Below are 20888 nucleotides of genomic sequence, written 5' to 3'. Positions count from 1 at the left end.
GGGGCGCAAGCGTCGGCGGCGGGGTCCGCTGGGTCAAGTTGTCGCTTCGTCAGGCAGGAACCACGGAGCGTGGGGACGAACCTCCACATGGACGGGCACTCGTCGAACGCACGGTCTGGGGAGATCCCGTGCGGACGGCGTCGACAGGAAGCAGGGGACATGGCACACGACGAGACCACGGCAGGGTTGCTGCACCACCTCACCGACACCCACCTGGCCGATCGGGCCCGGCTGGGCGAGGTCATCGCCTTCGACGAGCTCTTCCGTCGCCACGCCGACGTCGTCAGCCGCTTCGCCACCGTGGTCACCGGCGACGCCCTGCTCGCCAACGAGGTCACCGAGCGGGCCCTCACCGACCTGTTCGACCAGATGGGCTCCGGCGGCTACAGCATCGACGACCCGTTCCTGCCGGGCCTGCTGGCCTCCACCCGGGACCTGGCCCGCCTGGCCGCCGGCGCGGTGCCGGCCGGCGCCGCCCGCCCCGCTCCCCCGCGTGGCACCGAGTCCTTCGATGCGCTCACCCGGGTGGCCGTGTGGCGCCTGGACGAGCCCGAGCGCAGCGCCCGCTGGCTCGAGGGCGTGCTGGGCATGGACGAGTACGACCTGGCCCTCACCCTCCACCTCGACGAGGGCGAGGCCGCCGACCTGGCCGCTCGCTCCGCCTTCCGCCTGGGCCCCCGGTCCGAGGCCGCCCACGACCTGCTCGCCAGCATCGAGGCCGACCTCCCGGCCTGGATGGCCGACGACGCCCGCACCACCTGGCGGGGCTGGGTGGCCACCGTGCAGGGCATCCCGGCCGCCGACGCAGCTCGGGCCCCTCGGAGCCTGCTCGCCCGGCTCGAGCCGATCACCACCAAGATCCTCCGCGGCGCGGCGGTGTTCCTCCTGGTCACCGGCGGGGCCGGGATCCTCTTCGGCGGCGGACACGACGCCGCCAGCAAGGGCTCCGGCAAGGCCCGCACCGAGGCCACGGCCAGCGGTCGCAGCGACCAGGGCGACGGCGCCGGCAGCATCGACGAGCCGGACCTGGGCGGCCAGGTCGACCTGGCGGGCGCCACCCAGAAGGCCTCCGGGTCGACGGCCTCGTCCTCCGGCTCGGGCTCCAGCTCGGACCGCACGTCAGGCCGCAGCTCGTCGTCGGACGACCGCAGCACCGGCGGCTCCACCGGTAGCGGCGGCGGCACCAGCGGCGCCTCGGGCAGCACCGGTTCGATGGGCGGCGGCAGCTCCTCCGGCGGCGGCTCCACGACGGGTGGCGGCTCCACCGGAGGCGGCACGGGCACGGGCGGCGGCTCGACCCCGAGCAACCCGTCCAGCCCCGGCAACCCGTCCACGCCGAGCACGCCGTCGACGCCGAGCACCCCCTCGACACCCGGCACGCCGTCGACCCCGACGCCCACCACCCCGTCGACGCCGACCACCACCCCGAGCACGCCGACGCCCACCACCCCGTCGACCCCGACGACCACCCCGAGCACGCCGACGCCGACCACCCCGACCAACCCGATCGTGGGCATCGTGACCACCGTCGTGGGCGGCGTGACCACCACGGTCACCGGGCTGACCGGCGGCCTCACGGGCGGCCTCGGCCTCTGATCCTCGGGGCTGCCAGCAGCCCCAGCTCAGCTCCGGCGACGGGCCTGCGGGCCCTCGGCGGTGTCGACCACCTCGAGGCCCTGGGCGGCCAGCTCGTCGCGGATGCGATCCGCGGTGGCGAAGTCGCGGTCCTTGCGGGCCTGCTCGCGCTCGGCGAGCAGGGCGGCGATCGCCGGATCGGTCGACTCGTCACCGGCCCTCTCCGGGTCGACCGCATCGGCCAGGCCGAAGCCGAGCGCCCGGTCGAAGTCGGCCAGCAGGCTCCAGCGGTCGGCGGCGGTGAGCTCGGGGTCGCGCGCCACCGTCGACGCCACCGACAGGGCGCGGCGAGTTGAGGTCGTCGGCCAGGAAGCCCCAGAACGCCTCGCGGAGCGGGTCGGTGCGGGCCGGATCGCCGCCGGTGGCGTCGCCGCCCACCGCGTCGCGGGCCACCACGGCGTGGTGCACGAGGCGGCGGAGCGCGGTGCCGGCGGCGGCCACGCCCTCCATGGTGAACTCCTGCTGCTGGCGGTAGTGCGCCTGGAAGAGGAAGTAGCGGAACGCCAGCGGGTCGAGGCCGGCCTCGACCAGGGTGTCCACCAGCAGCACGTCGCCGGCGCTCTTCGAGATCTTGCGGCCCTTGAGGTCGAGGAACTCGGTGTGGACCCAGATCGAGACCCACGGGTGCACGCCCAGCGAGCACTCGCTCTGGGCCACCTCGTTGGTGTGGTGCACGCGGATGTGGTCCACACCGCCGGTGTGGATGTCGAACCGCTCGCCCAGGTACCTGGTGGCCATGGCCGAGCACTCGATGTGCCAGCCGGGGAAGCCGACGCCCCACGGCGAGTCCCACTCCTGCAGGCGGGTGCTGCCCGCGGGGCTGAGCTTCCAGAGGGCGAAGTCGGCCGGGTGGCGCTTGTCGCTGTTGTCGACGCGGCCGGTGGCCTCCAGCTCGTCGAGGTCGAGGCCGGCGAACGTGGCGTACTCCGGGAAGGAGGCGACGTCGAAGTAGACGCCGTCGTCGATCAGGTAGGTGCGGCCCTGGGCCTCGAGGGCCTGGACCATGGCGATCTGCTCGGGGATGTGCTCCGACGCCGCCGGCCGAACGTCGGGCTCGAGCATGCCCAACCGGCGCCGGTCGGTGGCCCACTGCTCGGTGAAGTGGGCGGCCACGTCGGCGGCGCTGATCCCCGCGGCCTGGGCGGCGGACTCCACCTTGTCGTCGCCGTCGTCGGCGTCGCTGGTGAGGTGGCCGACGTCGGTGATGTTGGTGACGAAGGTGACCTCGAGCCCGCTGGCGATCAGCAGGCGGCGGAGCAGGTCCGGCGTGAACTGGCTGCGCATGTTGCCGAGCGTCTGCGGGGCGTAGACGGTGGGCCCGCAGGTGTAGATGCCGGCCTTCCCGGGCTCGAGCGGCTCGAAGGGCACCACGGCGCGGCGCCGGGTGTCGTACAGGCGGATGGCCGGGAGGTTCACCCGACGATTCTGGCCGATGGCGTTCCGCAGGCGGCCAACGGGTTCGAGGGGCGAATCGGGTGGCCGGTACCGTGAGCGGCATGGGTCAGCCGAACGTCCCCGAGAAGCCCTCGCTCGAAGGGCTCGAAGGCAAGTGGGGTGCGTCCTGGGAGCAGGCCGCCACCTACGCCTTCGACCGCCGCGCCGCCCGGGCCGACGTCTTCTCCATCGACACCCCGCCGCCGACCGTGTCCGGCTCGCTGCACGTGGGCCACATCTTCAGCTACACCCACACCGACACCGTCGCCCGCTACCAGCGCATGCAGGGCAAGGACGTCTTCTACCCCATGGGCTGGGACGACAACGGGCTCCCCACCGAGCGCCGGGTCGAGAACTTCTACGGCGTCCGCTGCGACCCGACGGTCCCCTACGTCGACGGGTACGCCCCGCCGGAGAAGCCGGGCAAGAAGCGCCAGGACTTCGACGCCATCAGCCGCCGCAACTTCGTCGAGCTCTGCGAGCAGCTCACCGCGACCGACGAGCAGGTCTTCGAGGACCTCTTCCGCCTGATCGGCCTGTCGGTCGACTGGAGCCTGAGCTACACCACCGTCTCGCAGCGCAGCCAGCGCACCAGCCAGCGGGCGTTCCTGCGCAACCTGGCCCGGGGCGAGGCCTACTCGTCGGAGGCGCCCAGCCTCTGGGACACCACGTTCCAGACCGCGGTGGCCCAGGCCGAGCTGGAGGACCGCGAGCGCCCGGCCGCCTACCACGACCTCGCCTTCCACCGCCGCGACGGCGGACCCGACGTCGTCATCTCCACCACCCGGCCCGAGCTGCTCGTCAGCTGCGTCGCCCTGGTGGCCCACCCCGACGACGAGCGCTACCAACCGCTGTTCGGCTCCACGGTCACCACGCCGGTCTTCGGCGTCGAGGTCCCGGTCAAGGCCCACAAGCTGGCCGAGCCCGACAAGGGCACCGGCATCGCCATGATCTGCACCTTCGGCGACCTCACCGACGTCATCTGGTGGCGGGAGCTGCAGCTCGAGACCCGGGCCGTCGTCGGCAAGGACGGCCGCTTCCGCCGGGACGCGCCCGAGTGGCTGCCCACCGACGCCGCCCGCTCGGCCTACGACCAGTTCGCCGGCAAGGCCTCGGGCGGCGCCCAGCAGGTCATGGTCGAGCTGCTGGCCGACAGCGGCGAGCTCATCGGCGAGCCCCGCAAGATCAACCACCCCGTGAAGTTCTTCGAGAAGGGCGACAAGCCGCTCGAGATCGTCACCACCCGCCAGTGGTACATCCGCAACGGCGGCCGCTCCGAGGAGCTGCGCAGCACGCTGCTCGACCGCGGCGCCGAGCTGAACTGGCACCCGGACTACATGCGCCACCGCTACGACAACTGGGTGGGCGGCCTCAACGGCGACTGGCTCATCTCCCGCCAGCGCTTCTTCGGCGTCCCGATCCCGCTCTGGTACCGCCTCGACGCCGACGGGGTGGCCGACCACGACCAGCCCCTCACGCCGCCCGAGTCGGCCCTGCCGGTCGACCCCCAGGCGGACGTGCCCGACGGCTTCACCGCCGATCAGCGCGACCAGCCGGGTGGCTTCACCGCCGACCCCGACATCATGGACACCTGGGCCACGTCGTCGCTGACCCCGCAGATCGCCTGCGGCTGGGAGGAGGACGCCGAGCTCTTCGCCGCCACGTTCCCCATGGACGTCCGGCCCCAGGCCCACGAGATCATCCGCACCTGGCTGTTCTCCACCGTCGTCCGCAGCCACTACGAGCACGGCACCGTCCCGTGGGCCAACGCCGCCCTGTCGGGGTGGATCCTCGACCCCGACCGCAAGAAGATGTCGAAGTCGGTCGGCAACGTCGTCGTCCCCACCGACCTGCTCGAGCAGCACGGCGCCGACGCCGTGCGCTACTGGGCCGCCGGCGGCCGCCCCGGCACCGACACCGCGTTCGACCCGGGGCAGATGAAGATCGGCCGCCGCCTGGCCATCAAGGTCCTCAACGCCAGCAAGTTCGCCCTCGGCCTGGGCGAGGCGCCAGCCGACGCCGCGGTCACCGAGCCGCTCGACCTCACGATGCTCGCCGAGCTGGCCGGCCTGGTCGACGACGCCACCCGCGCCTTCGACGGCTTCGACTACGCCCGGGCGCTGCAGCGCACCGAGGACTTCTTCTGGAGCTTCTGCGACGACTACCTCGAGCTGGTCAAGGGCCGGGCCTACCGCGCCGACGACCCCGCCGCCGTCTCGGCCCGGGTTGCCCTGCGCATCGCCCTCAACACGCTGCTGCGCCTCTTCGCCCCCTTCCTGCCGTACGTCACCGAGGAGGTCTGGTCCTGGTGCCGGGCCGACGGCGACGCCCTGCCCGGCTTCGAGGCGGCCTCGGTCCACCGGGCCAGCTGGCCGACCTCGTCGGAGCTCCGAGCCGTCGTGGGCGACCAGCCCGAGGCCGCCGGCACGCCGTCGGTCCTGGTGGTGGCAGCCGAGGTCCTCGGCCGCATCCGCAAGGCCAAGTCCGACGCCAAGGTCTCCATGCGGGCCGAGGTCGCCACCGTCGTGGTCACCGACACCCACGACCGCACCGCGGCGCTGCTGCTGGCGGCGAGCGACGTGTGCGACGCCGGCAAGGTGGCCGAGCTGAGCACCGCGCTCGCGGCCGACGGCGTCGAGGGCACCGTCGAGGTCACCCTGGCCGAGGTCCCCGCCGAGTGAGCGACCGCCGGTGAGGGACGGCCCCAGCGGGCCGCGCCGGGCCGGCTGGCGCACCACCCCGCACCCGAGCCGCCTGGCTCCGGGCCACCCCCAGCGAGCGGCCATCCTCGCCCGCCACGAGCGGGCGATGGCGGCCGGGCTCTCCACCTACGTCGACCCGGCCACCGGTTACACGGTGCTGACCGCGACCTACCTCGACGAGCGGGGGTTCTGCTGCAGCAACGGCTGCCGGCACTGCCCCTGGGAGGGCGCCGCCGAGGACCCCGAGCCGCCCGACGGCTGACCCTCAGGTGAAGCTGGCGACGCCCGAGCCGAGGCCGATGACGACCACGAGGATCAGGCCGATGACCAGGCCGATCACGAGCGGCGGCAGGACCCAGAGGTCGCTGGCATCGGCGTGCTCGTCGTGGTCCCCGTGGCCGTGGCCGTGGCCGTGGGCGTCCGGGGCATCGTGGCCGGCCGGGTCCAGGGCCGCGGCGTGGCCGCCGTGGTCGGCGTTGTGGTGGTCCGGGTGGTCCTGCATCGGCGCGTCGTGCCCGTGGTCGTCGTGGACGTTCGCATCGTGACCGGCAGCCATGGCGGTCAGCTTCGCCCACCCGGGCCACCCGGCGCCACCTGACGCCGGCGGCTCAGCGGCCGCCGGTGCCCTGGCGGATGAAGTTCGACGGGGGCAGCTCGATGTCGGCCGCGGCCAGGGCCTCGGCGATCTGCACGCGCAGCAGGCGGCTCACCCGCCACTGGGCACCGGGCCGGGTCTTGCCCTGCACGCGGATGGTGGCGGCGTCGGGGCCGAGGTACTCGAGGCCGAGCACCTCCGGCTGGTCGAGCACGTCGGCCTTGGCGTCGTCGCGCTCCCAGGTGGCTTCGGCGGCCTGGCCGATCACCAGGGCGGCGCGCTCGAGGTCGGCGGTCGGCGCCACCGCGATGTCGAGCACGGCCCGCGCCCACTGCTGGGACTTGTTGCCCACCCGCAGGATCTGGCCGTTGGGGACGTGCCACACCGTGCCGTTCTGGTCGCGCAGGCGGGTGACGCGCAGCGTGACCAGCTCGACGGTGCCGGAGGCCTCGCCGATGTCGACGACGTCACCCACGCCGTACTGGTCCTCGATGAGCATGAAGATGCCGCTCAGGAAGTCCTTCACCAGGCTCTGGGCGCCGAAGCCGAGGGCCACGCCGGCCACCCCGGCGCCGGCGAGCAGCGGGCCGAGGTCGAGGCCGAGGGCGCCGAGCACGTAGATGGTGGCGAAGCCCCAGATCACGCCGGAGCAGATGCTGCGCAGCACGGCGGCCAGGGTCTGGGCTCGCGCCGCCGAGCGCAGGTTCACCTCGCCGGTCTGCAGGAAGACCGAGGGCGTCTTGTCCCGCCAGCGCTTGATGCGACCCGACTCCGACGAGCCTTCGATGCGGGCGGCGAAGCGCCGGACCGCTCGGCGCACCAGGCGGTTGAGCACCCAGGCTCCGGCCAACACCAGCAGGATCTTCAGCGGCGCACCGGTGAGCCAGTCGGCGGCCTTGGCCAGCCCGACGCTGTCGGTCTTCTCGATCACGAACCGACACGCGTTGCCCGGCTGCTCGCTGCACGCCTCCGCCCGGCGACCGGGGGTGACCTCGTCGAACAGGAACGCCGCTGATGTGGACATGACGCGGGCCACCCTACCGACGGTCCCCCACCCGGTTCCGACGCCGCGTGCCGACCGTCACGCCTCGCGGCGCCTCCGGATCAGACGGGGACGAGCTCGGGATCGTCGAGGTCGTCCAGGTCATCGTCGGTGCTGACGCCGCCGGCGGGGCCCTGGCCGGGCTCGTACTCGGGGGCCGGCAGGGCGCCCTCGCCCTCGAGGTCGAGGTTGGGCAGCAGGCGGTCGAGCCAGCCCGGGAGCCACCAGTTCCGGTCGCCCAGCAGGCGCATGGTCGACGGCACCAGCACCATGCGGATGAGGGTGGCGTCGAGGAAGATCGCGGTGGCCAGGCCGATGCCGAACATCTTCACCGTGGGGTCCTCGCCGAAGGCGAAGGAGCCGAACACGCTCACCATGATGATCGCCGCCGCGGTGATCACCCGGGCGGTGTGGCTGATGCCGGTGCTGACGCTGCGCGTGTTGTCGCCGGTGTGCAGGTACTCCTCGCGCACCCGGGACATGAGGAACACCTCGTAGTCCATCGACAGGCCGAAGAGGATGGCGAACATGAACATCGGCAGGAAGCTGATGATGGGCAGCGACTCGGTGACGCCGAACAGCTGGCCGCCCCAGCCCTTCTGGAACACCGCCACCAGCACGCCGTAGGCGGCGCCGATGCCGAGCAGGTTCATGAGCGCCGCCTTCAGCGGCACCAGGACCGAGCGGAACACCATCATCAGCAGCACGAACGACATCACCAGCACGGCGCCGATGAACAGCGGCAGGCGGCTGGTGATCTTGTCGGAGATGTCGATGAAGAAGGCGGTCTGGCCGGTGACCAGCGTGCGCTTCACGCCGGTGTCCTGGCGGGCCTGGGGCAGGACGTCGTCGCGCAGGCGGTGGACGAGCTGCTGGGTCTCGGCATCCTGGGGCGAGCTCTTCGGGAAGACGGTGAGCAGGCCGGTGGTGCCGTCGGCGCCGATGACCGGCTGCGGCGAGACGAAGGCGACCTCGGGGTCCTTGGCGATCTCCTTGGAGAGCCCGTCGAGGGCCTTGGCGAAGTTGGTGTCGCCCTTCTCCACGGCGATGGCCAGCGGGCCGTTGAATCCCGGGCCGAAGCCCTGCGCCATGAGGTCGTAGGCCTTGCGGGTGGTGGAGCCTGGGGCGTCGTTGCCGGCGTCGGTCTGGCCGAGGCGGATGGAGAAGAACGGCACGATGAGGATGGCGAGGATCAGCCCGCTGCCGAGCAGGTAGCGCCACGGGTGGCGCGACACGTGGTGGGACCAGCGGGAGGCGAGGGTGTGCTCGCCGCCTGCGGACGCGGCGCTGACGCCGGGGAGCTTGAACTTGTCGATGTTGTGGCCGGCGAAGCCGAGCAGGGCCGGGAGCAGGGTGATGGCGGCCACCACCGAGACCAGCACGGTGAGGGCGATGGCGTAGCCCATCATCGCCACCGAGTGGATGCCCACGAACTGCAGGCCGCAGATGGCGATCACGACGGTGATGCCGGCGAACACCACGGCCTGGCCGGCGGTGGCGATGGCCCGCCCGGCCGACTCCTCCACCGTCATGCCGCGGTGCAGGTGCTCGCGGTGGCGGGTGACGATGAACAGGGCGTAGTCGATGCCCACGCCGAGGCCGATCATGGTGGCGAGGGTGGGGGCGATGGTGGGCACGTTGAGGAACTTGGTGGCCACGGTGATGAGGCCCAGGCCGGTGCCCAGGCCGATGAGGGCGGTGGCCAGCGGCAGGCCCATGGCCACCACCGAGCCGAACGCCACGAGCAGCACGATGACGGCCACGCCGAGGCCGATGGCCTCGCTGCTGCTGCCCAGCTCCTGCTTGCCGATCTGGATCTCGCCGCCGAACTCGACCTGGTAGCCCTGCGCCCGCAGGTCGGCGGCCGACGCCTCGAGCCGCTCGCCGGGCTTCACGCCGAGGTCGCCGCCGTTGCCGTCGTAGGCCACGAACGCGAAGCCGATGCGGGGGTCGGCCGGGCTGTCGTGCGGCACCATCGCCGAGGGCGTCACGGCACCGACCTCGGTCACCCGGGGCTGGTCCTCGATGGAGGTGAGGTACGACTGGATGTCCTTGGCCACCGCGGGGTCGGCCAGCGTGGTGCCCTTCGGCGTGCGGAACACCACCTGGGCCTTGGCCCCGCCCTCGGACTTGAGGCCCGAGGCCAGCAGGTCCCGGCCGGCCTGGCTCTCGGTGCCGGGCACGTTGAAGTCGTCCACCGCCTTGCCGCCGAGGCTGCTGCCCACCACGCCGATCAGGACGAGGACCAGGATCCACAGCCCGAGCACGAGGCGACGGCGCCGGACGGCGCGCCGCCCCAGCCGGTACAGGAAGTTCGACAACGGGGGCTCCGGGGTTCAGGGCGGCGACGTGGCCAGCGAGTCTGGGTTCCCCATCGGCACCAACTCAACGCCGCCCACCCGGTCATCGGTCACAAGGACCGGGCGGCCGGCCCGGGCTGGCCGTCGGGGTGCGACCAAGCCGACTGCGTCGTACCGGCCGCACCCGACGACCCCTACCGCCAGCCGGAGGTGAACCCGTCCCGCCGCACGTTCACCCCGCCGGTCTCGGCGTTGGTGGTGACGACGACCTTTCGGTTGATCCGTCCATCCAGCGTGTACCACCAGACGTCCACGGCGTTGCGACAGCCGCGCTGCCGGTAGGCCGAGTCGTACCAGTTCTCGTAGTACGTCTTCACCGTGAAGGGGTACGCCCCGGTGGCCGACGGCGACGTCGAGGAGTGATAGGTGTTCGACGTCGAGGTCCGCTCGCGCGGGAACTGTGCGATGACGCCGTTGCCGAGCTTCAGGTGGGCGCAGCAGTTGCTGACAGGCGAAGGGCACTCGCTGAACGGAATCGGGTGGCGCGGCCGCGCTGGACTCCAGTCGACCACCTTCCCTGGGATGGGGACGGTCGAGTAGCAACCAGCCAGCAGGAAGGCGCCGCCAAGAAGCGCAACGAGTGTCAGCACTCGTCGACGCCGAGAGTGTCCGGGCCGTCGGGGGGAGGAATCCATGCTCATGCCTTTCGTTGGTCGTGACGTCCCGGCGGGACGCCGCACCTCCGCCCGAAAGGTGGCGAAAGACAGGTGAGCACATGGCGGGTCGGGCCGCTTCCAGCATCGTCGGGCGGGGTGCCCAGCGGCTAACCGCCCGTCGTGGTCGTGGGCGCCGACGTGGTCGTCGAAGTCGCAGGCGGCTTGTCCGACACCTTCAGGACCTGGATGATGAAGACGAGCGGCTCGCTTGCAGCAATGGTCGGGGGCTTGCCCGCGGTGCCATACGCCAAGGAGAAGGGAATCTCCAGCTGACGGACCGAACCAACTCGGGCCGTGGCGAGGCCCTCGGACCACCCTGGGATCACCGAGAAGGCGGAGTCGCTCGCCGGAGCCGTGCCCAGGGCTGCGGTGATCGGCTCGCCATCGTCCCACGACGACGCAAACTGGTTGCCCGTGATGCAGGAGACCCCGAGGTACTCGACCGTCGCGTACCGGTTCTTGCCGACGACCTCACCGGTGCCGGTCTTGAGGTCCTCGGTGATGAGCTTGGTGGGGGCCTCGACGGGCATGGCGACGGTGGTGGGCTTGCCGGCCGACTTGCCCTTGGGGATGGACGTGGCCTCGGCGCAGAAGAGCGGCGTGTCGGAGACGGCGACCAGCTCGACGACGAAGATGAGGGCCTGGTCCGGGCCGATGCCCTGGGCAGCGTTGCCGTCCTTGCCGTAGGCGGAGTCGGCCGGCAGGGTGATCTGGCGCTGGCCGCCGACCTTGAGGCCCTCGAGGGCGGTGTCGAGCGCCGGCAGCAGCTGGCCGGTGCCGAGCTTGGCGGTGACGGGGCGGCCGGACTTCCAGGTGTCGGTGAAGACCTTGGCGTCGGTGGCGGTGGCCCCCACCAGGTCGAGGGTGAGGTAGCTCACGGAGTCGGCGGGGCAGCCCTTGCCCTTGGTGAGGTCCTTCTTCACGACCTTCTTGGGCGCCTCGGCGACCTTGGTGACCGTGGGTGCGGCCTTGCCGCGATCGACCTGCGACGGCGAGCACCCGAGGCCGTCCTTGACGACCTTGCCCTTGAGCGCATCGGAGCTCCCGCAGCTGGCGAGGACCAGGACGGCCACGAGGGCGGCGGCGGTGCAACGCCGAGTTCTGCTGGACGACATGGGCGGAGACCCTATCCAACGGCACCCTGCCGGCCCGAGGCGGGCCCACCGCCGGGTGAACGTCGGTGGGCGCCCCGTGGGCGGGCACCGACCTCCGGTAGCGTCCGGGCGTGAACGGTCGGAACGAGCGGCGCAGGGGCGCGCCGGCCACAGCCCTGGCGCTGGCCGCCGCCCTCGTGGCGGGCGCGGTCGGCGGCGCGCCCGCGGGCGCTTCGCCTGCCCGGAGCACCCCCGCCGAGCGGCTCGGGCAGGCGTCGCCCGGCCTCGCCGACGCCAAGCTGATCGACGTCGAGGGCGTCGATCCGGTGCTCGACGAGGTCTCGGTGCAGACCACCCCCGCCGTGCGGCGCGCCGATGACCGCCTGCTCGACGCCCAGCTGGCCCAGGGCGAGGCGGCCCGCAAGGCCGCCGAGGCCGACCAGGCCCAGGTCGCCGTGGCCACCAAGGCGGCGTCGGCCGGCTCGGCGCTGGTGACGGCCCAGGCCGCGCTCGATCGCGCCGAGGCCGAGGTCCAGCGCCAGGAGCTGGAGCTGGCGGCCCGCCAGAAGGTCACCGACCGCCGCCGCAAGGAGCTCGACGGCCAGCAGGCGATCCTGCGCGAGATGGCGGTGGCCATGTTCACGTCCAAGCCGCGGGACGAGATGACCGGGCTCGGCACCTTCGACCAGATGTCCACCGGCATCCGCCGGGACGCCGTGCGCAACAGCGTGGCCGAGGACCAGTCGACGGTGGTCGACCAGGCCGAGCGGGTGTGGCGCACGGCGCGCGGCGCCAGCCGGGCCCAGCAGCGCCGGGTCGACCGCGCCGGGGCGGCCCGCAAGGCCCGCGCCGGCGACGTCGCCGACGCCACCGAGCTCCGGGACCACCTGCAGGCCTTCCTGGCCAAGGCCGCCGACCGCTCGGCGGCCCGCCACGCCGACTTCGACCGGGCCACCGACCGCCAGCGCGACGCCCTGCTCGACCGGCGCACCGCTCGCCTGCTGGCCCAGGTCGACGGCACCGACCTCACCCTCGTCGACCTGCACGCCTACTGGCGGGCTGCGGCCGTGGCCCCGTGCGACATCCCGTGGTGGGTGCTGGCCGGCGTCGGCAAGGTCGAGACCCGCCACGGCACCGCCCAGGGCTCGACGGTGGGGGCCGACGGCACCACCTCGGTGCGCATCCTCGGCATCCCGCTCGACGGTCGACCCGGCGTGGCGCTCGTGGGCGACAGCGACGGCGGCACCCTCGACGGCACGGCGGCCTACGACCGCGCCGTCGGGCCCATGCAGTTCATCCCCAGCACCTGGAGCCGCTGGGCGGTCGACGCCAACGGCGACGGCAAGGAAGACCCGCACAACCTCTACGACGCCGCCGGCGCAGCGGCGAACTACCTCTGCTTCGGTCGGGGCGCGCTCACCAACGAGGCGGTCCAGCGCCAGGCGCTGCTCTCCTACAACCACTCGATCCCCTACGGCACGATCGTGCTGGGCGACGGCCGCGGCTACCAGAAGGCGCTGCCGGAGCTGCCCGAGCTCCCGCCGGCCGACCAGGGGTTGCCCGTCCCCGAGTGAGCGCCGGAACCGGCGCTCAGGCGGGGAACAGCTCGCGGGCGCCGGATTCGAGATCGAGCAGCAGGCGCTTGCGGGGCAGCCCGCCGCCGAAGCCGGTCAGCGAGCCGTCGGCCCCGATGACGCGGTGGCACGGGACGATGATGCTCAGCGGGTTGCGGCCGTTGGCGGTGCCCACCGCTCGGGACAGGCCGGGGTCGCCGAGGGCCGTCGCCAGCTGGCCGTAGCTGCGGGTCTCGCCGTAGGGGATGGCGCGCAGCTGCTCCCACACCCGGTGCTGGAAGGGGCTGCCGCTCGGCTCGAGCACCAGGTCGAAGCGGCGGAGCTCGCCGGCGAAGTACGCCTCGAGCTGCTCGACGGCCGCCGCGAACGGGCCCGGGTCGGCGCGCAGGTCCGGCGAGTGGTCGGTGGGCTTGGTGTGGCCCTCGAACCAGCAGCCGGTGAGGGCGTCGCCGGTGCCGGTGAGGGTGAGGTCGCCCACCGGGCTCGGGACCACGGTGAAGACGGTGGCCGGGCCGGACATGGCATCGAGGCTACGGCGGTGCCCACGGGTCTGCTGGCGGGCATCGGACCTCGACGAGTCGCGGCCGCACCGCGCTGCGACCGGCCGGTAGCGTGGCCGCTTCGCGTGCGAACAGGACGGTGGACATGATCGAGGCCCGGGGCCTGACCAAGCGCTACGGGGGCACCGTGGCGGTCGACGACCTGAGCTTCCGGGTGGAGAGCGGACGGGTCACCGGCTTCCTCGGCCCGAACGGCGCCGGCAAGTCCACCACCATGCGGATGGTCCTCGGGCTCGACCGCACCGATGGCGGCGCGGTGCGGATCGACGACAAGCGCCTGGTCGACTTCGACCCGCCCATGCGCGAGGTGGGCGCCCTCCTCGACGCCGCCTACGTCCACCCCACCCGCAAGGCCAAGGACCACCTGTGGGCCCTGGCCGCCTCCAACGGCCTGCCTCGACGGCGAGTCGACGAGGTGCTGGCCCTGGTGGGCCTGACCGAGGTGGCCGGCAAGCGGGTGGGCGGCTTCTCCCTCGGCATGAAGCAGCGCCTGGGCCTGGCCGGCGCCATGCTCGGCGATCCGCACACCGTGCTCTTCGACGAGCCCGCCAACGGCCTCGACCCCGAGGGCATCCAGTGGATGCGCCACTTCCTCCAGGGCCTGGCCAAGGAGGGGCGCACCGTCTTCGTGTCCAGCCACCTCCTGTCGGAGATGGCGCTGGTCGCCCAGGACCTGGTGGTCATCGGGCGGGGCGCGCTGATCTTCCAGGGCCCCGTCGCCGACTTCGTGGCCGGTGCCGCCCGGTCCTGGGTCACCGTCCGCAGCCCGCAGGTGCAGGCCATCGCCGCCGCCCTCGCGGCTCAGGGCGCCCAGGTCACCCAGAGCGGGCCCGACGCCATCGACGTCGTCGGTCCCGACTCCACCTACATCGGGGAGCTGGCCGCCCAGCAGGGCGCCGTCCTGCACGAGCTCAGCCCCCGCACCGGCTCGCTGGAGGACGCCTTCCTCGAGGTCACCGCCGGCGCCCAGCAGTACCGCGGCGTGGCCGACCCCGGCGCCCCGGGCCAGCCTCCGGCACCGGGCCTGGCCCCTCCCCCGCCGCCACCGCCCCCTGGCCCCACGTCCGGAGGTCCGGTCTGATGGTCAACCTCATCCGCTCCGAGTGGATCAAGTTCCGCTCCGTCCGCTCCACCCTCATCACCCTGTTCCTGGCCGGCGCCTTCGTGGTGCTCATCGCCGTCATCGCCGCCGTGCAGGCGAGCGACGACGGCGTCACCCACCTCACCGACCTCACGGCCGGCGTGAGCGTCGCGGCGCTGATCTTCGGCGCCCTCGGCGTGCAGGTCCTGGGCCAGGAGTACCGCTTCAACACCATCCGGCCCACGTTCACCGCCATGCCCCGCCGCTGGCGCGTGCTCGCCGCCAAGCTCATCGTGGTCACCACCGCGTGCGCGGCCATCTCCGTCGTGATGGTGGCGTTCTGCTGGGTGGTCGGGGCCGCGCTGGTGGGCAACTTCGAGGTCGACGGCGTCGACCAGCGGGCGATGCTCGGCATCGTGCTGTTCAGCATCGGCTGGAGCGCCCTCGGCATGGGGGTGGGCGCCATCGTCCGCCAGCCCGTCGCCGGCATCCTGATCCTCCTGGCCGAGGCCTTCGTGGTCGAGTCGCTGCTGAGCGGGCTGGTCGAGAGCTCGAGCAAGTTCCTGCCGTTCCTCAACGGGTTCCAGATGACCTTCCGGGCCAGCGAGGGCGGCGACGACCAGCTGCGCTCGGTGCTCGGCGGCGGCATCTACTTCTTCCTCGTGGTCGCCGTGGTGTGGGCCATCGGCGCCTACCTCGCCAACCACCGCGACGCCTAGGCCGTGGCCACGGAGCGCCAGGCCCAGCGCGCCCTCGCCCTCGTGCGCGGCGCGTGCCTCGCACTGCCCGAGGTCGAGGAGCGGCTCAGCCACGGCACGCCGTCGTTCTTCGTGCGGGGCAAGAAGTGCTTCGCGATGTACCAGGACGACCACCACGGCGACGGCATCCTCGGCGTCTGGTGCGCCGCCCCGGCCGGCGTGCAGGGCGAGCTGGTGGAGGCCGAGCCCGAGCGCTTCTTCGTGCCGCCCTACGTCGGCCACCGTGGCTGGCTGGGCGTCCACCTCGACCGCTCGCCGGACCCCGTCGAGGTCGCCGCCATCCTCACCGAGGCCTACCGCCAGGTGGCCCCGAAGGTCCTGCTGCGCCAGCTCGACGCCGACGCCGACGGCTCGTGAGGTTGGCGGGCACGGCGCCGGGCCGGTAGGACGGCGCCGTGCAGGTCACCTCCACCGACGACGTCACCCTCGAGCTCCACGACCTCGGCGGCGACGGCCCCACCCTGCTCGTCGCCCACGCCACCGGCTTCTGCGCCGGCGCGTACCGGCCCCTCGCCGCCCGGCTGGGCGCCGACTTCCACGTGTGGGCCGTCGACTTCCGCGCCCACGGCGACGCCACCGTGCCCAGCACCGGCGACCTCACCTGGCGGGGCATGGCCGACGACGTGCTGGCCGTGGCTGGCGCGCTCGACGACGGCCCCCTGTTCGCCGTCGGCCACTCCATGGGCGGCGCTTGCCTGATGGGCGCCGAGCTGCGGGTGCCCGGCACCCTGCGTGCGGCGTACCTGTTCGAGCCGATCATCGTCCCGCCCGGCTTCGACGCCGTCGCCCCCGGCGGCAACCCGCTGGCCGAGTCGGCCCGACGGCGGCGCCCCTCGTTCCCCAGCCGGCCCGAGGCCCTGGCCCGCTACGCCAGCCGCCCGCCCCTGGGTGCCTTCCGGGCCGACGCGCTCTCGGCCTACGTCGAGCACGGCTTCGCCGACGCCCCCGACGGCACCATCACGCTCAAGTGCACCCCCGAGCACGAGGCCCAGGTCTTCGAGGCGTCGGGCAAGCCGCTCATCAGCGAGATGGCCCAGGTGGCCACCCCCACCGTCGTCGCCCGCGGCAGCCGCGACCGGAGCCCCGGCCCCGCCGACTTCGCCGACCACATCGCCGCGTCGCTGCCCAACGGCACGCTGCGCCGCTACGACCACCTCGGCCACTTCGGCCCGTTCCAGGACCCCGACACCATCGCCGAGGACCTCACCGCTGCCTTCCTCGGCTGACGCCGGGCGGTCGAGAGGCGCTCGCTAGGCCAGGTACTGCTTCTCGACGTGGTCGTCGGCCGGGAGGTCGCCGTCGACGATGGCGAAGACCGACTGGGCCACCAGCTCGGCGTTGCCGCGCAAGGTGGTGGCGAAGGCCGTGTCGGCGGCGTCGCGGCCGGTGGTGATGCGGACCAGCGAGGAGCGGGGGGCGAGGCGGGTGGCGTCGACGACCTCCCAGCCGGTGGTGGTGCGGGCCTCGACCACGGCGTGGAAGTCCATGGGCGTGAGGCCCGGTGCGTAGACGGCGGCGAGGCGGGCCGGCACGCCCAGGGCGCGAAGGAGGGTGATGGTGAGGTGGGCGAAGTCGCGGCAGACGCCGGTGTTGGTGAGCAGCGTCTCGACGGAGCTGTCGAGCGGGCCGCTGGAGCCCGGGGCGTAGGCCAGGCGCTCGAAGACCCAGTCGGCCACCCGCTGCGGGAGGTCGGGCTCGCCGCGGTGGGCGCCCAGCTCGGCGGCGGCGAAGCCGGCGAGCAGGTCCGACCGGCAGTAGGCGCTCTGGTGCAGGGCGGTGAGCGCCTCCGCGTCGATGGTGAGCGTCCCGCCCTCCGGCCCGGGCGCCGGAGCCGGTGGCGGCGGGCCGACGGTGGCCTCGTAGGTGAGCCGCAGCGTGCCGGCGCCGGACTCGACGACGTGGATGCGGGCCCCGCCGGCCCCTTGCAGCTCGGCCACCGGCTCGATCGGCTCGCCGTCGAGGGTGAGCGTCAGCGCCTCGGAGCGCAGGTCGCCGGAGCCGGGGGCGACGGCCACCTGCAAGGCGACGGCGGTGTCGTCGCTCATCTCGAAGGTGAGCCAGCACGCCACGCTGCGATCGGTGGTGAGGAGCTCGGCCATGCGCCATGCTCGCAGGCGCGAGGCCGTCACCCGTTCCGGTGAAGGGCCCATGGGGTGGATGGGCGCCGGACGAGAACACGTTCTACCCTGGGCCGGTCGCCCGGACGTCCTGCTCGAGGAGCCCCGCCATGACCGATCCCGCCCCGCTCGGCTACCGGCCGTTCGACGCCGACAACCACTACTACGAGGCGCTCGATGCGTTCAGCCGGCACCTCGACCCGAAGCACAAGGCCCGGGTGTTCGACTGGGCCGTCATGGGCCGGCGCACCTATCCGGTGCTGGGCGGCAAGGTCTTCCGTGGCGTCAAGAACGCCACCTTCGACCCGGTGGCCTTCCCCGGCGTGCTGGCCGACTACTTCCGCGGCAACCCGAACAACGAGGACCCCCTCGAGCTGCTGAGCCGCCACGAGCCCATCCGTGCCGAGTACCGCGACCGCGACGCCCGCCTGGCCACCATGGACCAGCACGGCCTGGACAAGGTCTGGCTGTTCCCCACCCTCGGCATGATCTACGAGGACGCCCTCAAGCACGACCCGGGCGCCGTCATGCTCCTCTTCACCGCCTTCAACCGCTGGCTCGAGGAGGACTGGGGCTTCGCCTACCAGGACCGCATCTTCGCCGCGCCGTACTTCACGCTGGTCGACCTCGACTGGGCCTGCTCGGAGCTCGAGTGGGCCATCGAGCGCGGCGCCCGCACCATCGTCACCCGCCCGGCCGCCGCCACCACCGTCGACGGGCCCTTCGCGCCGGGCAACGCCCGCTTCGACCCGTTCTGGGCCCGGGTCAACGAGGCCGGCATCACCGTCGTGGTCCACGCCGGCGACAGCGGCTACACCTCGCACGGCTACGCCACCGACGGCTTCACCACCGACTTCGGCGGCGTGCCCCAGCCCATCCGCATGATGCAGATGGAGCGGGCCATCGAAGACTGGCTGTCGTCGCTGATCTGCGACAACCTCTTCCACCGCTTCCCGAACCTGCGGGTGGCCTCGGTGGAGAACGGCTCGAAGTTCCTGCCCGGCATGTTCGACCGCCTCCAGGTGCTCGGCCGCAAGATGAACGGCTGGTTCCCGGAGGACCCGGTCGAGACCTTCCGCCGCCACGTCTGGATGAACCCGTTCTGGGAGGACAAGGTCGACGACGTGATCGACGCGGTGGGCGTCGACCGCGTGATCTTCGGCAGCGACTGGCCCCACATCGAGGCGCTCCCCCAGCCGCTCGACTACGTCTCGGAGGTCCTGCACCTCCCCGAGCCGCAGCAGCGGCTGATCCTCGCCGACAACGTCGCCGCCCTGAACGAGCTCCAGCCCGCCTGAGTTAGCTTGGCGCCGTGCGCGGGCAGGGCGAGCGGGGAACTCGGTGGTCGGCGGCCGTCACCTGCCTGGTCGCGCTGGCCCTCGGGACCACGCTGCTCAGCGGCTGCATCGGCGCGACGGCGCGCGAGGACTTCACGCGCGCCATGGCCGAGCGCAGCGGCGGCGTCTCCGGCCTGCTGGTCACGCGGGCGCTCGACGCGGTGGGCGAGCGCCTCGGCACCGACAACCCGTCGATGCGGTCCGTCCACGTCGACGGCGGCAGCCGCACCGTGACCATGGAGGTGGTCGACCCGCGGGACCCCTCGAAGCTCGACACCTACGCGTTCCACGACGCCACGCTGGAGGACCCGCAACCGATCCTGGTCACGGGCAGCACGTCGGTGGAGCGAGACACCTTCCGGGTGCAGGAGGTGCCGGTCCTGTCCTCGATGGGCGGGGTGGTCCGCGTGGCCTTGGGCAAGCTCGGCATCGAGGACGCCCTCGTCCGGCGCATCACGGTCCGACGCGGGACCGAGGGCGTGCGGGTGTCGGTCGAGGCGTCCTCGGCTCGGTCCGCCGGCACGGCCACCTTCGACGCCGACGGCAAGCTGCTCGACGCGAGGCGGTCGTGAGCGGGCTGCAGGCGTTCGGCCCGAAGGCCCGGGCGGTCACGATCGTGGGGGCGCTGGTGGTGCTGGTGGGCTCCATGGCCCTCTTCACCCTGCTGTTCACCCTCATCTGGCCGGGCGAGGCCCGCTACGTGGCCGAGCTGCGCTGCGACGACGCCCACCCCGAGGCGGTGGTGGTGCAGGACACCCAGCAGACCAGCGACGGCACCAGCACCGACTTCACCGTCTACTGCGTGAGCCCCGACGGCGACGCCATCGACCAGGGCTGGGCGCCGTCGTTCCTCGCCCTGTGGGCGCTGCACACCGCGGCGGCCGGCGTGCTGGTGGCGCTCGGGCTGGTCCGACGGCGGGCCCGACGACGCCGCCGCCTGGCCCAGGCCTAGCGCTCGAGGAACGGCTGGTTGCCGTAGCGGTCGAGGTGCACGACCTCGCCGATGGGCCGCCGGGTGGTGGGGCCGTAGTTGCCCTTGGCCCAGCCGATGGGGATCACGCACACCGGGTTGATCGACCGGGGCAGGCCCAGGATCCTGCGGGCCCTGGGCACGTTCCAGATGGGCAGCGTCTGCAGCGAGGCGCCCAGCCCCACGGCCCGGCAGCCGAGCAGCAGGTTCTGCACGGCCGGGAAGACCGAGCCGTAGAACGACGCCACCTTGATCTGCGGGCGTCCCACCGGGCTGTGCTTGAGGTTGCGGGTGTAGCAGGGGATGACGAAGACGGGGAGCTCCTCGAAGTGCTCGGCCTGCCACTGGCCGGGGCGCATGCCTCGGAGCTGCGCCTCGTCGCCGGCCTTCTCGGCCTGGCGCTGCACGATCGGGTTGAACAACCGGTAGAGCCGCCGGTACAGCTTGGCCAGCTCGGCCTTCTGCGCCGGGTCCTCGACCACGAGGTACATCCAGTCCTGGGTGTTGGAGCTGGTGGGCGCCTTGAGCGAGAGCTCCAGCAGCGGCAGCAGCACCTCGTGGCTCACCGGCTCGAGGTGCAAGCGGCGCACGGCGCGCTGGGTGCGCATGGCCTCGTCCATCGGCATGCCCAGGCGGGCCAGCGCCTCGGCCGGCTCCGGCGCCACGAACGGTTCGGTCGATCCCTCGTCACCCATCCGGGCACCCTAGGGGTGCGGCACCGACCGCTCCCGGGTTGACAGGTCTGCGCCACGTGGTGTTGGGTGGAACCCGATGCGCGCCGCGACCCACCTCCTTCTGCTTACGTAGGCACGTGACCCGCCGCGCCTGCGGCACGTGCCCGAAGCCCCCAGCCATCCGGCTCGGGGCTTCTGTCGTTTTCGGGGGCCGTTCCCGGTCCCGACGCCATCCCGACACCGAACACCGAACACCGAAGTCCACGAACACCGATCAGAGAGCCGAGAGCACGATGCCT

The 20888-nt window shown here is 72.8% G+C and carries 21 protein-coding genes; 11 read left to right on the top strand and 10 right to left on the bottom strand.

The window, feature by feature from the left end; genetic code table 11:
* The first annotated feature begins 159 nt into the window (after positions 1–159).
* Positions 160–1596 carry a hypothetical protein gene (locus tag KSP35_RS21295; protein WP_216997776.1) on the top strand — a complete coding sequence of 479 codons (1437 nt, stop codon included), beginning with the start codon at positions 160–162 and terminating at the stop codon, positions 1594–1596.
* Between the two features lie 26 nt (positions 1597–1622).
* Here KSP35_RS21295 and KSP35_RS21290 read toward each other — a convergent pair whose 3' ends face one another.
* Entirely contained in the window at positions 1623–1898 is a 276-nt protein-coding gene (locus KSP35_RS21290) for a hypothetical protein (RefSeq protein ID WP_216997775.1), read from the bottom strand.
* Positions 1786–3051 carry a hypothetical protein gene (locus KSP35_RS21285; protein WP_216997774.1) on the bottom strand — a complete coding sequence of 422 codons (1266 nt, stop codon included), beginning with the start codon at positions 3049–3051 and terminating at the stop codon, positions 1786–1788. The genes KSP35_RS21290 and KSP35_RS21285 overlap by 113 nt, the downstream gene beginning before the upstream one ends.
* A gap of 80 nt (positions 3052–3131) precedes the next feature.
* On the opposite strand from KSP35_RS21285, the gene valS reads away from it, so the two are divergent.
* Together valS and KSP35_RS21275 are read left to right on the top strand one after the other, a co-directional pair.
* A complete protein-coding gene (gene valS / locus KSP35_RS21280) occupies positions 3132–5750 on the top strand; it encodes a valine--tRNA ligase (RefSeq protein WP_216997773.1) in 2619 nt (872 codons plus the stop codon).
* Between the two features lie 10 nt (positions 5751–5760).
* Positions 5761–6033: a DUF5522 domain-containing protein gene (locus tag KSP35_RS21275; protein ID WP_216997772.1), complete on the top strand. Its 273-nt coding sequence runs from the start codon at positions 5761–5763 to the stop codon at positions 6031–6033.
* Positions 6034–6036: 3 nt separating this feature from the next.
* Here the strand turns inward: KSP35_RS21275 and KSP35_RS21270 are convergent, their stop codons facing one another.
* The 5 genes from KSP35_RS21270 to KSP35_RS21250 all read right to left on the bottom strand — a co-directional run bounded on the left by KSP35_RS21270 (position 6037) and on the right by KSP35_RS21250 (position 11539).
* Positions 6037–6327 (bottom strand): hypothetical protein, encoded by a 291-nt coding sequence (locus KSP35_RS21270; protein WP_216997771.1) that lies wholly within the window; start codon positions 6325–6327, stop codon positions 6037–6039.
* A 52-nt stretch (positions 6328–6379) separates the two neighbouring features.
* Positions 6380–7390 (bottom strand): mechanosensitive ion channel family protein, encoded by a 1011-nt coding sequence (locus tag KSP35_RS21265; protein ID WP_216997770.1) that lies wholly within the window; start codon positions 7388–7390, stop codon positions 6380–6382.
* Positions 7391–7470: 80 nt separating this feature from the next.
* Positions 7471–9729 (bottom strand): MMPL family transporter, encoded by a 2259-nt coding sequence (locus tag KSP35_RS21260; protein WP_216997769.1) that lies wholly within the window; start codon positions 9727–9729, stop codon positions 7471–7473.
* Positions 9730–9902: 173 nt separating this feature from the next.
* Positions 9903–10358, bottom strand: coding sequence for a CpaD family pilus assembly protein (locus KSP35_RS21255; RefSeq protein WP_216997768.1), 456 nt, complete (start codon positions 10356–10358; stop codon positions 9903–9905).
* Between the two features lie 173 nt (positions 10359–10531).
* Positions 10532–11539, bottom strand: coding sequence for an FKBP-type peptidyl-prolyl cis-trans isomerase (locus tag KSP35_RS21250; RefSeq protein ID WP_216997767.1), 1008 nt, complete (start codon positions 11537–11539; stop codon positions 10532–10534).
* Between the two features lie 110 nt (positions 11540–11649).
* Between KSP35_RS21250 and KSP35_RS21245 the strand changes: the two genes are divergently transcribed.
* A complete protein-coding gene (locus tag KSP35_RS21245) occupies positions 11650–13092 on the top strand; it encodes a lytic murein transglycosylase (RefSeq protein ID WP_216997766.1) in 1443 nt (480 codons plus the stop codon).
* Positions 13093–13108: 16 nt separating this feature from the next.
* On the opposite strand, the gene KSP35_RS21240 is transcribed toward KSP35_RS21245, so the two are convergent.
* A complete protein-coding gene (locus tag KSP35_RS21240) occupies positions 13109–13612 on the bottom strand; it encodes a methylated-DNA--[protein]-cysteine S-methyltransferase (RefSeq protein ID WP_216997765.1) in 504 nt (167 codons plus the stop codon).
* A 125-nt stretch (positions 13613–13737) separates the two neighbouring features.
* Between KSP35_RS21240 and KSP35_RS21235 the strand changes: the two genes are divergently transcribed.
* The 4 genes from KSP35_RS21235 to KSP35_RS21220 are packed head-to-tail and all read left to right on the top strand — an operon-like array spanning position 13738 to position 16717.
* On the top strand, positions 13738–14733 hold the full coding sequence (locus KSP35_RS21235) for an ABC transporter ATP-binding protein (protein ID WP_216997764.1): 996 nt from the start codon (positions 13738–13740) through the stop codon (positions 14731–14733).
* Positions 14733–15452 (top strand): ABC transporter permease, encoded by a 720-nt coding sequence (locus KSP35_RS21230; RefSeq protein WP_216997763.1) that lies wholly within the window; start codon positions 14733–14735, stop codon positions 15450–15452. Before KSP35_RS21235 ends, KSP35_RS21230 begins: the two co-directional genes overlap by 1 nt.
* A gap of 3 nt (positions 15453–15455) precedes the next feature.
* Positions 15456–15848 carry an MmcQ/YjbR family DNA-binding protein gene (locus KSP35_RS21225; RefSeq protein ID WP_216997762.1) on the top strand — a complete coding sequence of 131 codons (393 nt, stop codon included), beginning with the start codon at positions 15456–15458 and terminating at the stop codon, positions 15846–15848.
* A 38-nt stretch (positions 15849–15886) separates the two neighbouring features.
* Positions 15887–16717, top strand: coding sequence for an alpha/beta fold hydrolase (locus tag KSP35_RS21220; RefSeq protein ID WP_216997761.1), 831 nt, complete (start codon positions 15887–15889; stop codon positions 16715–16717).
* Between the two features lie 24 nt (positions 16718–16741).
* Here the strand turns inward: KSP35_RS21220 and KSP35_RS21215 are convergent, their stop codons facing one another.
* Positions 16742–17590 carry a transglutaminase family protein gene (locus KSP35_RS21215; RefSeq protein WP_254126869.1) on the bottom strand — a complete coding sequence of 283 codons (849 nt, stop codon included), beginning with the start codon at positions 17588–17590 and terminating at the stop codon, positions 16742–16744.
* Between the two features lie 128 nt (positions 17591–17718).
* On the opposite strand from KSP35_RS21215, the gene KSP35_RS21210 reads away from it, so the two are divergent.
* Genes KSP35_RS21210 through KSP35_RS21200 form a run of 3 tightly spaced genes read left to right on the top strand, consistent with a single transcriptional unit; the run spans position 17719 to position 19897 of the window.
* Positions 17719–18906 carry an amidohydrolase family protein gene (locus KSP35_RS21210; RefSeq protein WP_216997760.1) on the top strand — a complete coding sequence of 396 codons (1188 nt, stop codon included), beginning with the start codon at positions 17719–17721 and terminating at the stop codon, positions 18904–18906.
* Positions 18907–18920: 14 nt separating this feature from the next.
* Complete coding sequence (locus KSP35_RS21205) at positions 18921–19517, top strand: hypothetical protein (protein WP_216997759.1); 597 nt, start codon at positions 18921–18923, stop codon at positions 19515–19517.
* A complete protein-coding gene (locus KSP35_RS21200) occupies positions 19514–19897 on the top strand; it encodes a hypothetical protein (RefSeq protein WP_216997758.1) in 384 nt (127 codons plus the stop codon). The genes KSP35_RS21205 and KSP35_RS21200 overlap by 4 nt, the downstream gene beginning before the upstream one ends.
* On the opposite strand, the gene KSP35_RS21195 is transcribed toward KSP35_RS21200, so the two are convergent.
* Positions 19894–20610 carry a nitroreductase family protein gene (locus tag KSP35_RS21195; RefSeq protein WP_216997757.1) on the bottom strand — a complete coding sequence of 239 codons (717 nt, stop codon included), beginning with the start codon at positions 20608–20610 and terminating at the stop codon, positions 19894–19896. The two genes, KSP35_RS21200 and KSP35_RS21195, sit on opposite strands and share 4 nt — an antisense overlap.
* Between the last annotated feature and the right edge of the window lie 278 nt (positions 20611–20888).

Source organism: Aquihabitans sp. G128 (assembly GCF_019048865.1).
In the GTDB taxonomy this organism is placed as follows: Bacteria; Actinomycetota; Acidimicrobiia; order Acidimicrobiales; family Iamiaceae; genus Aquihabitans.
The sequence above is the reverse complement of the archived record's forward strand: the minus strand, read 5'-3'. Positions and strand labels throughout refer to the sequence as shown.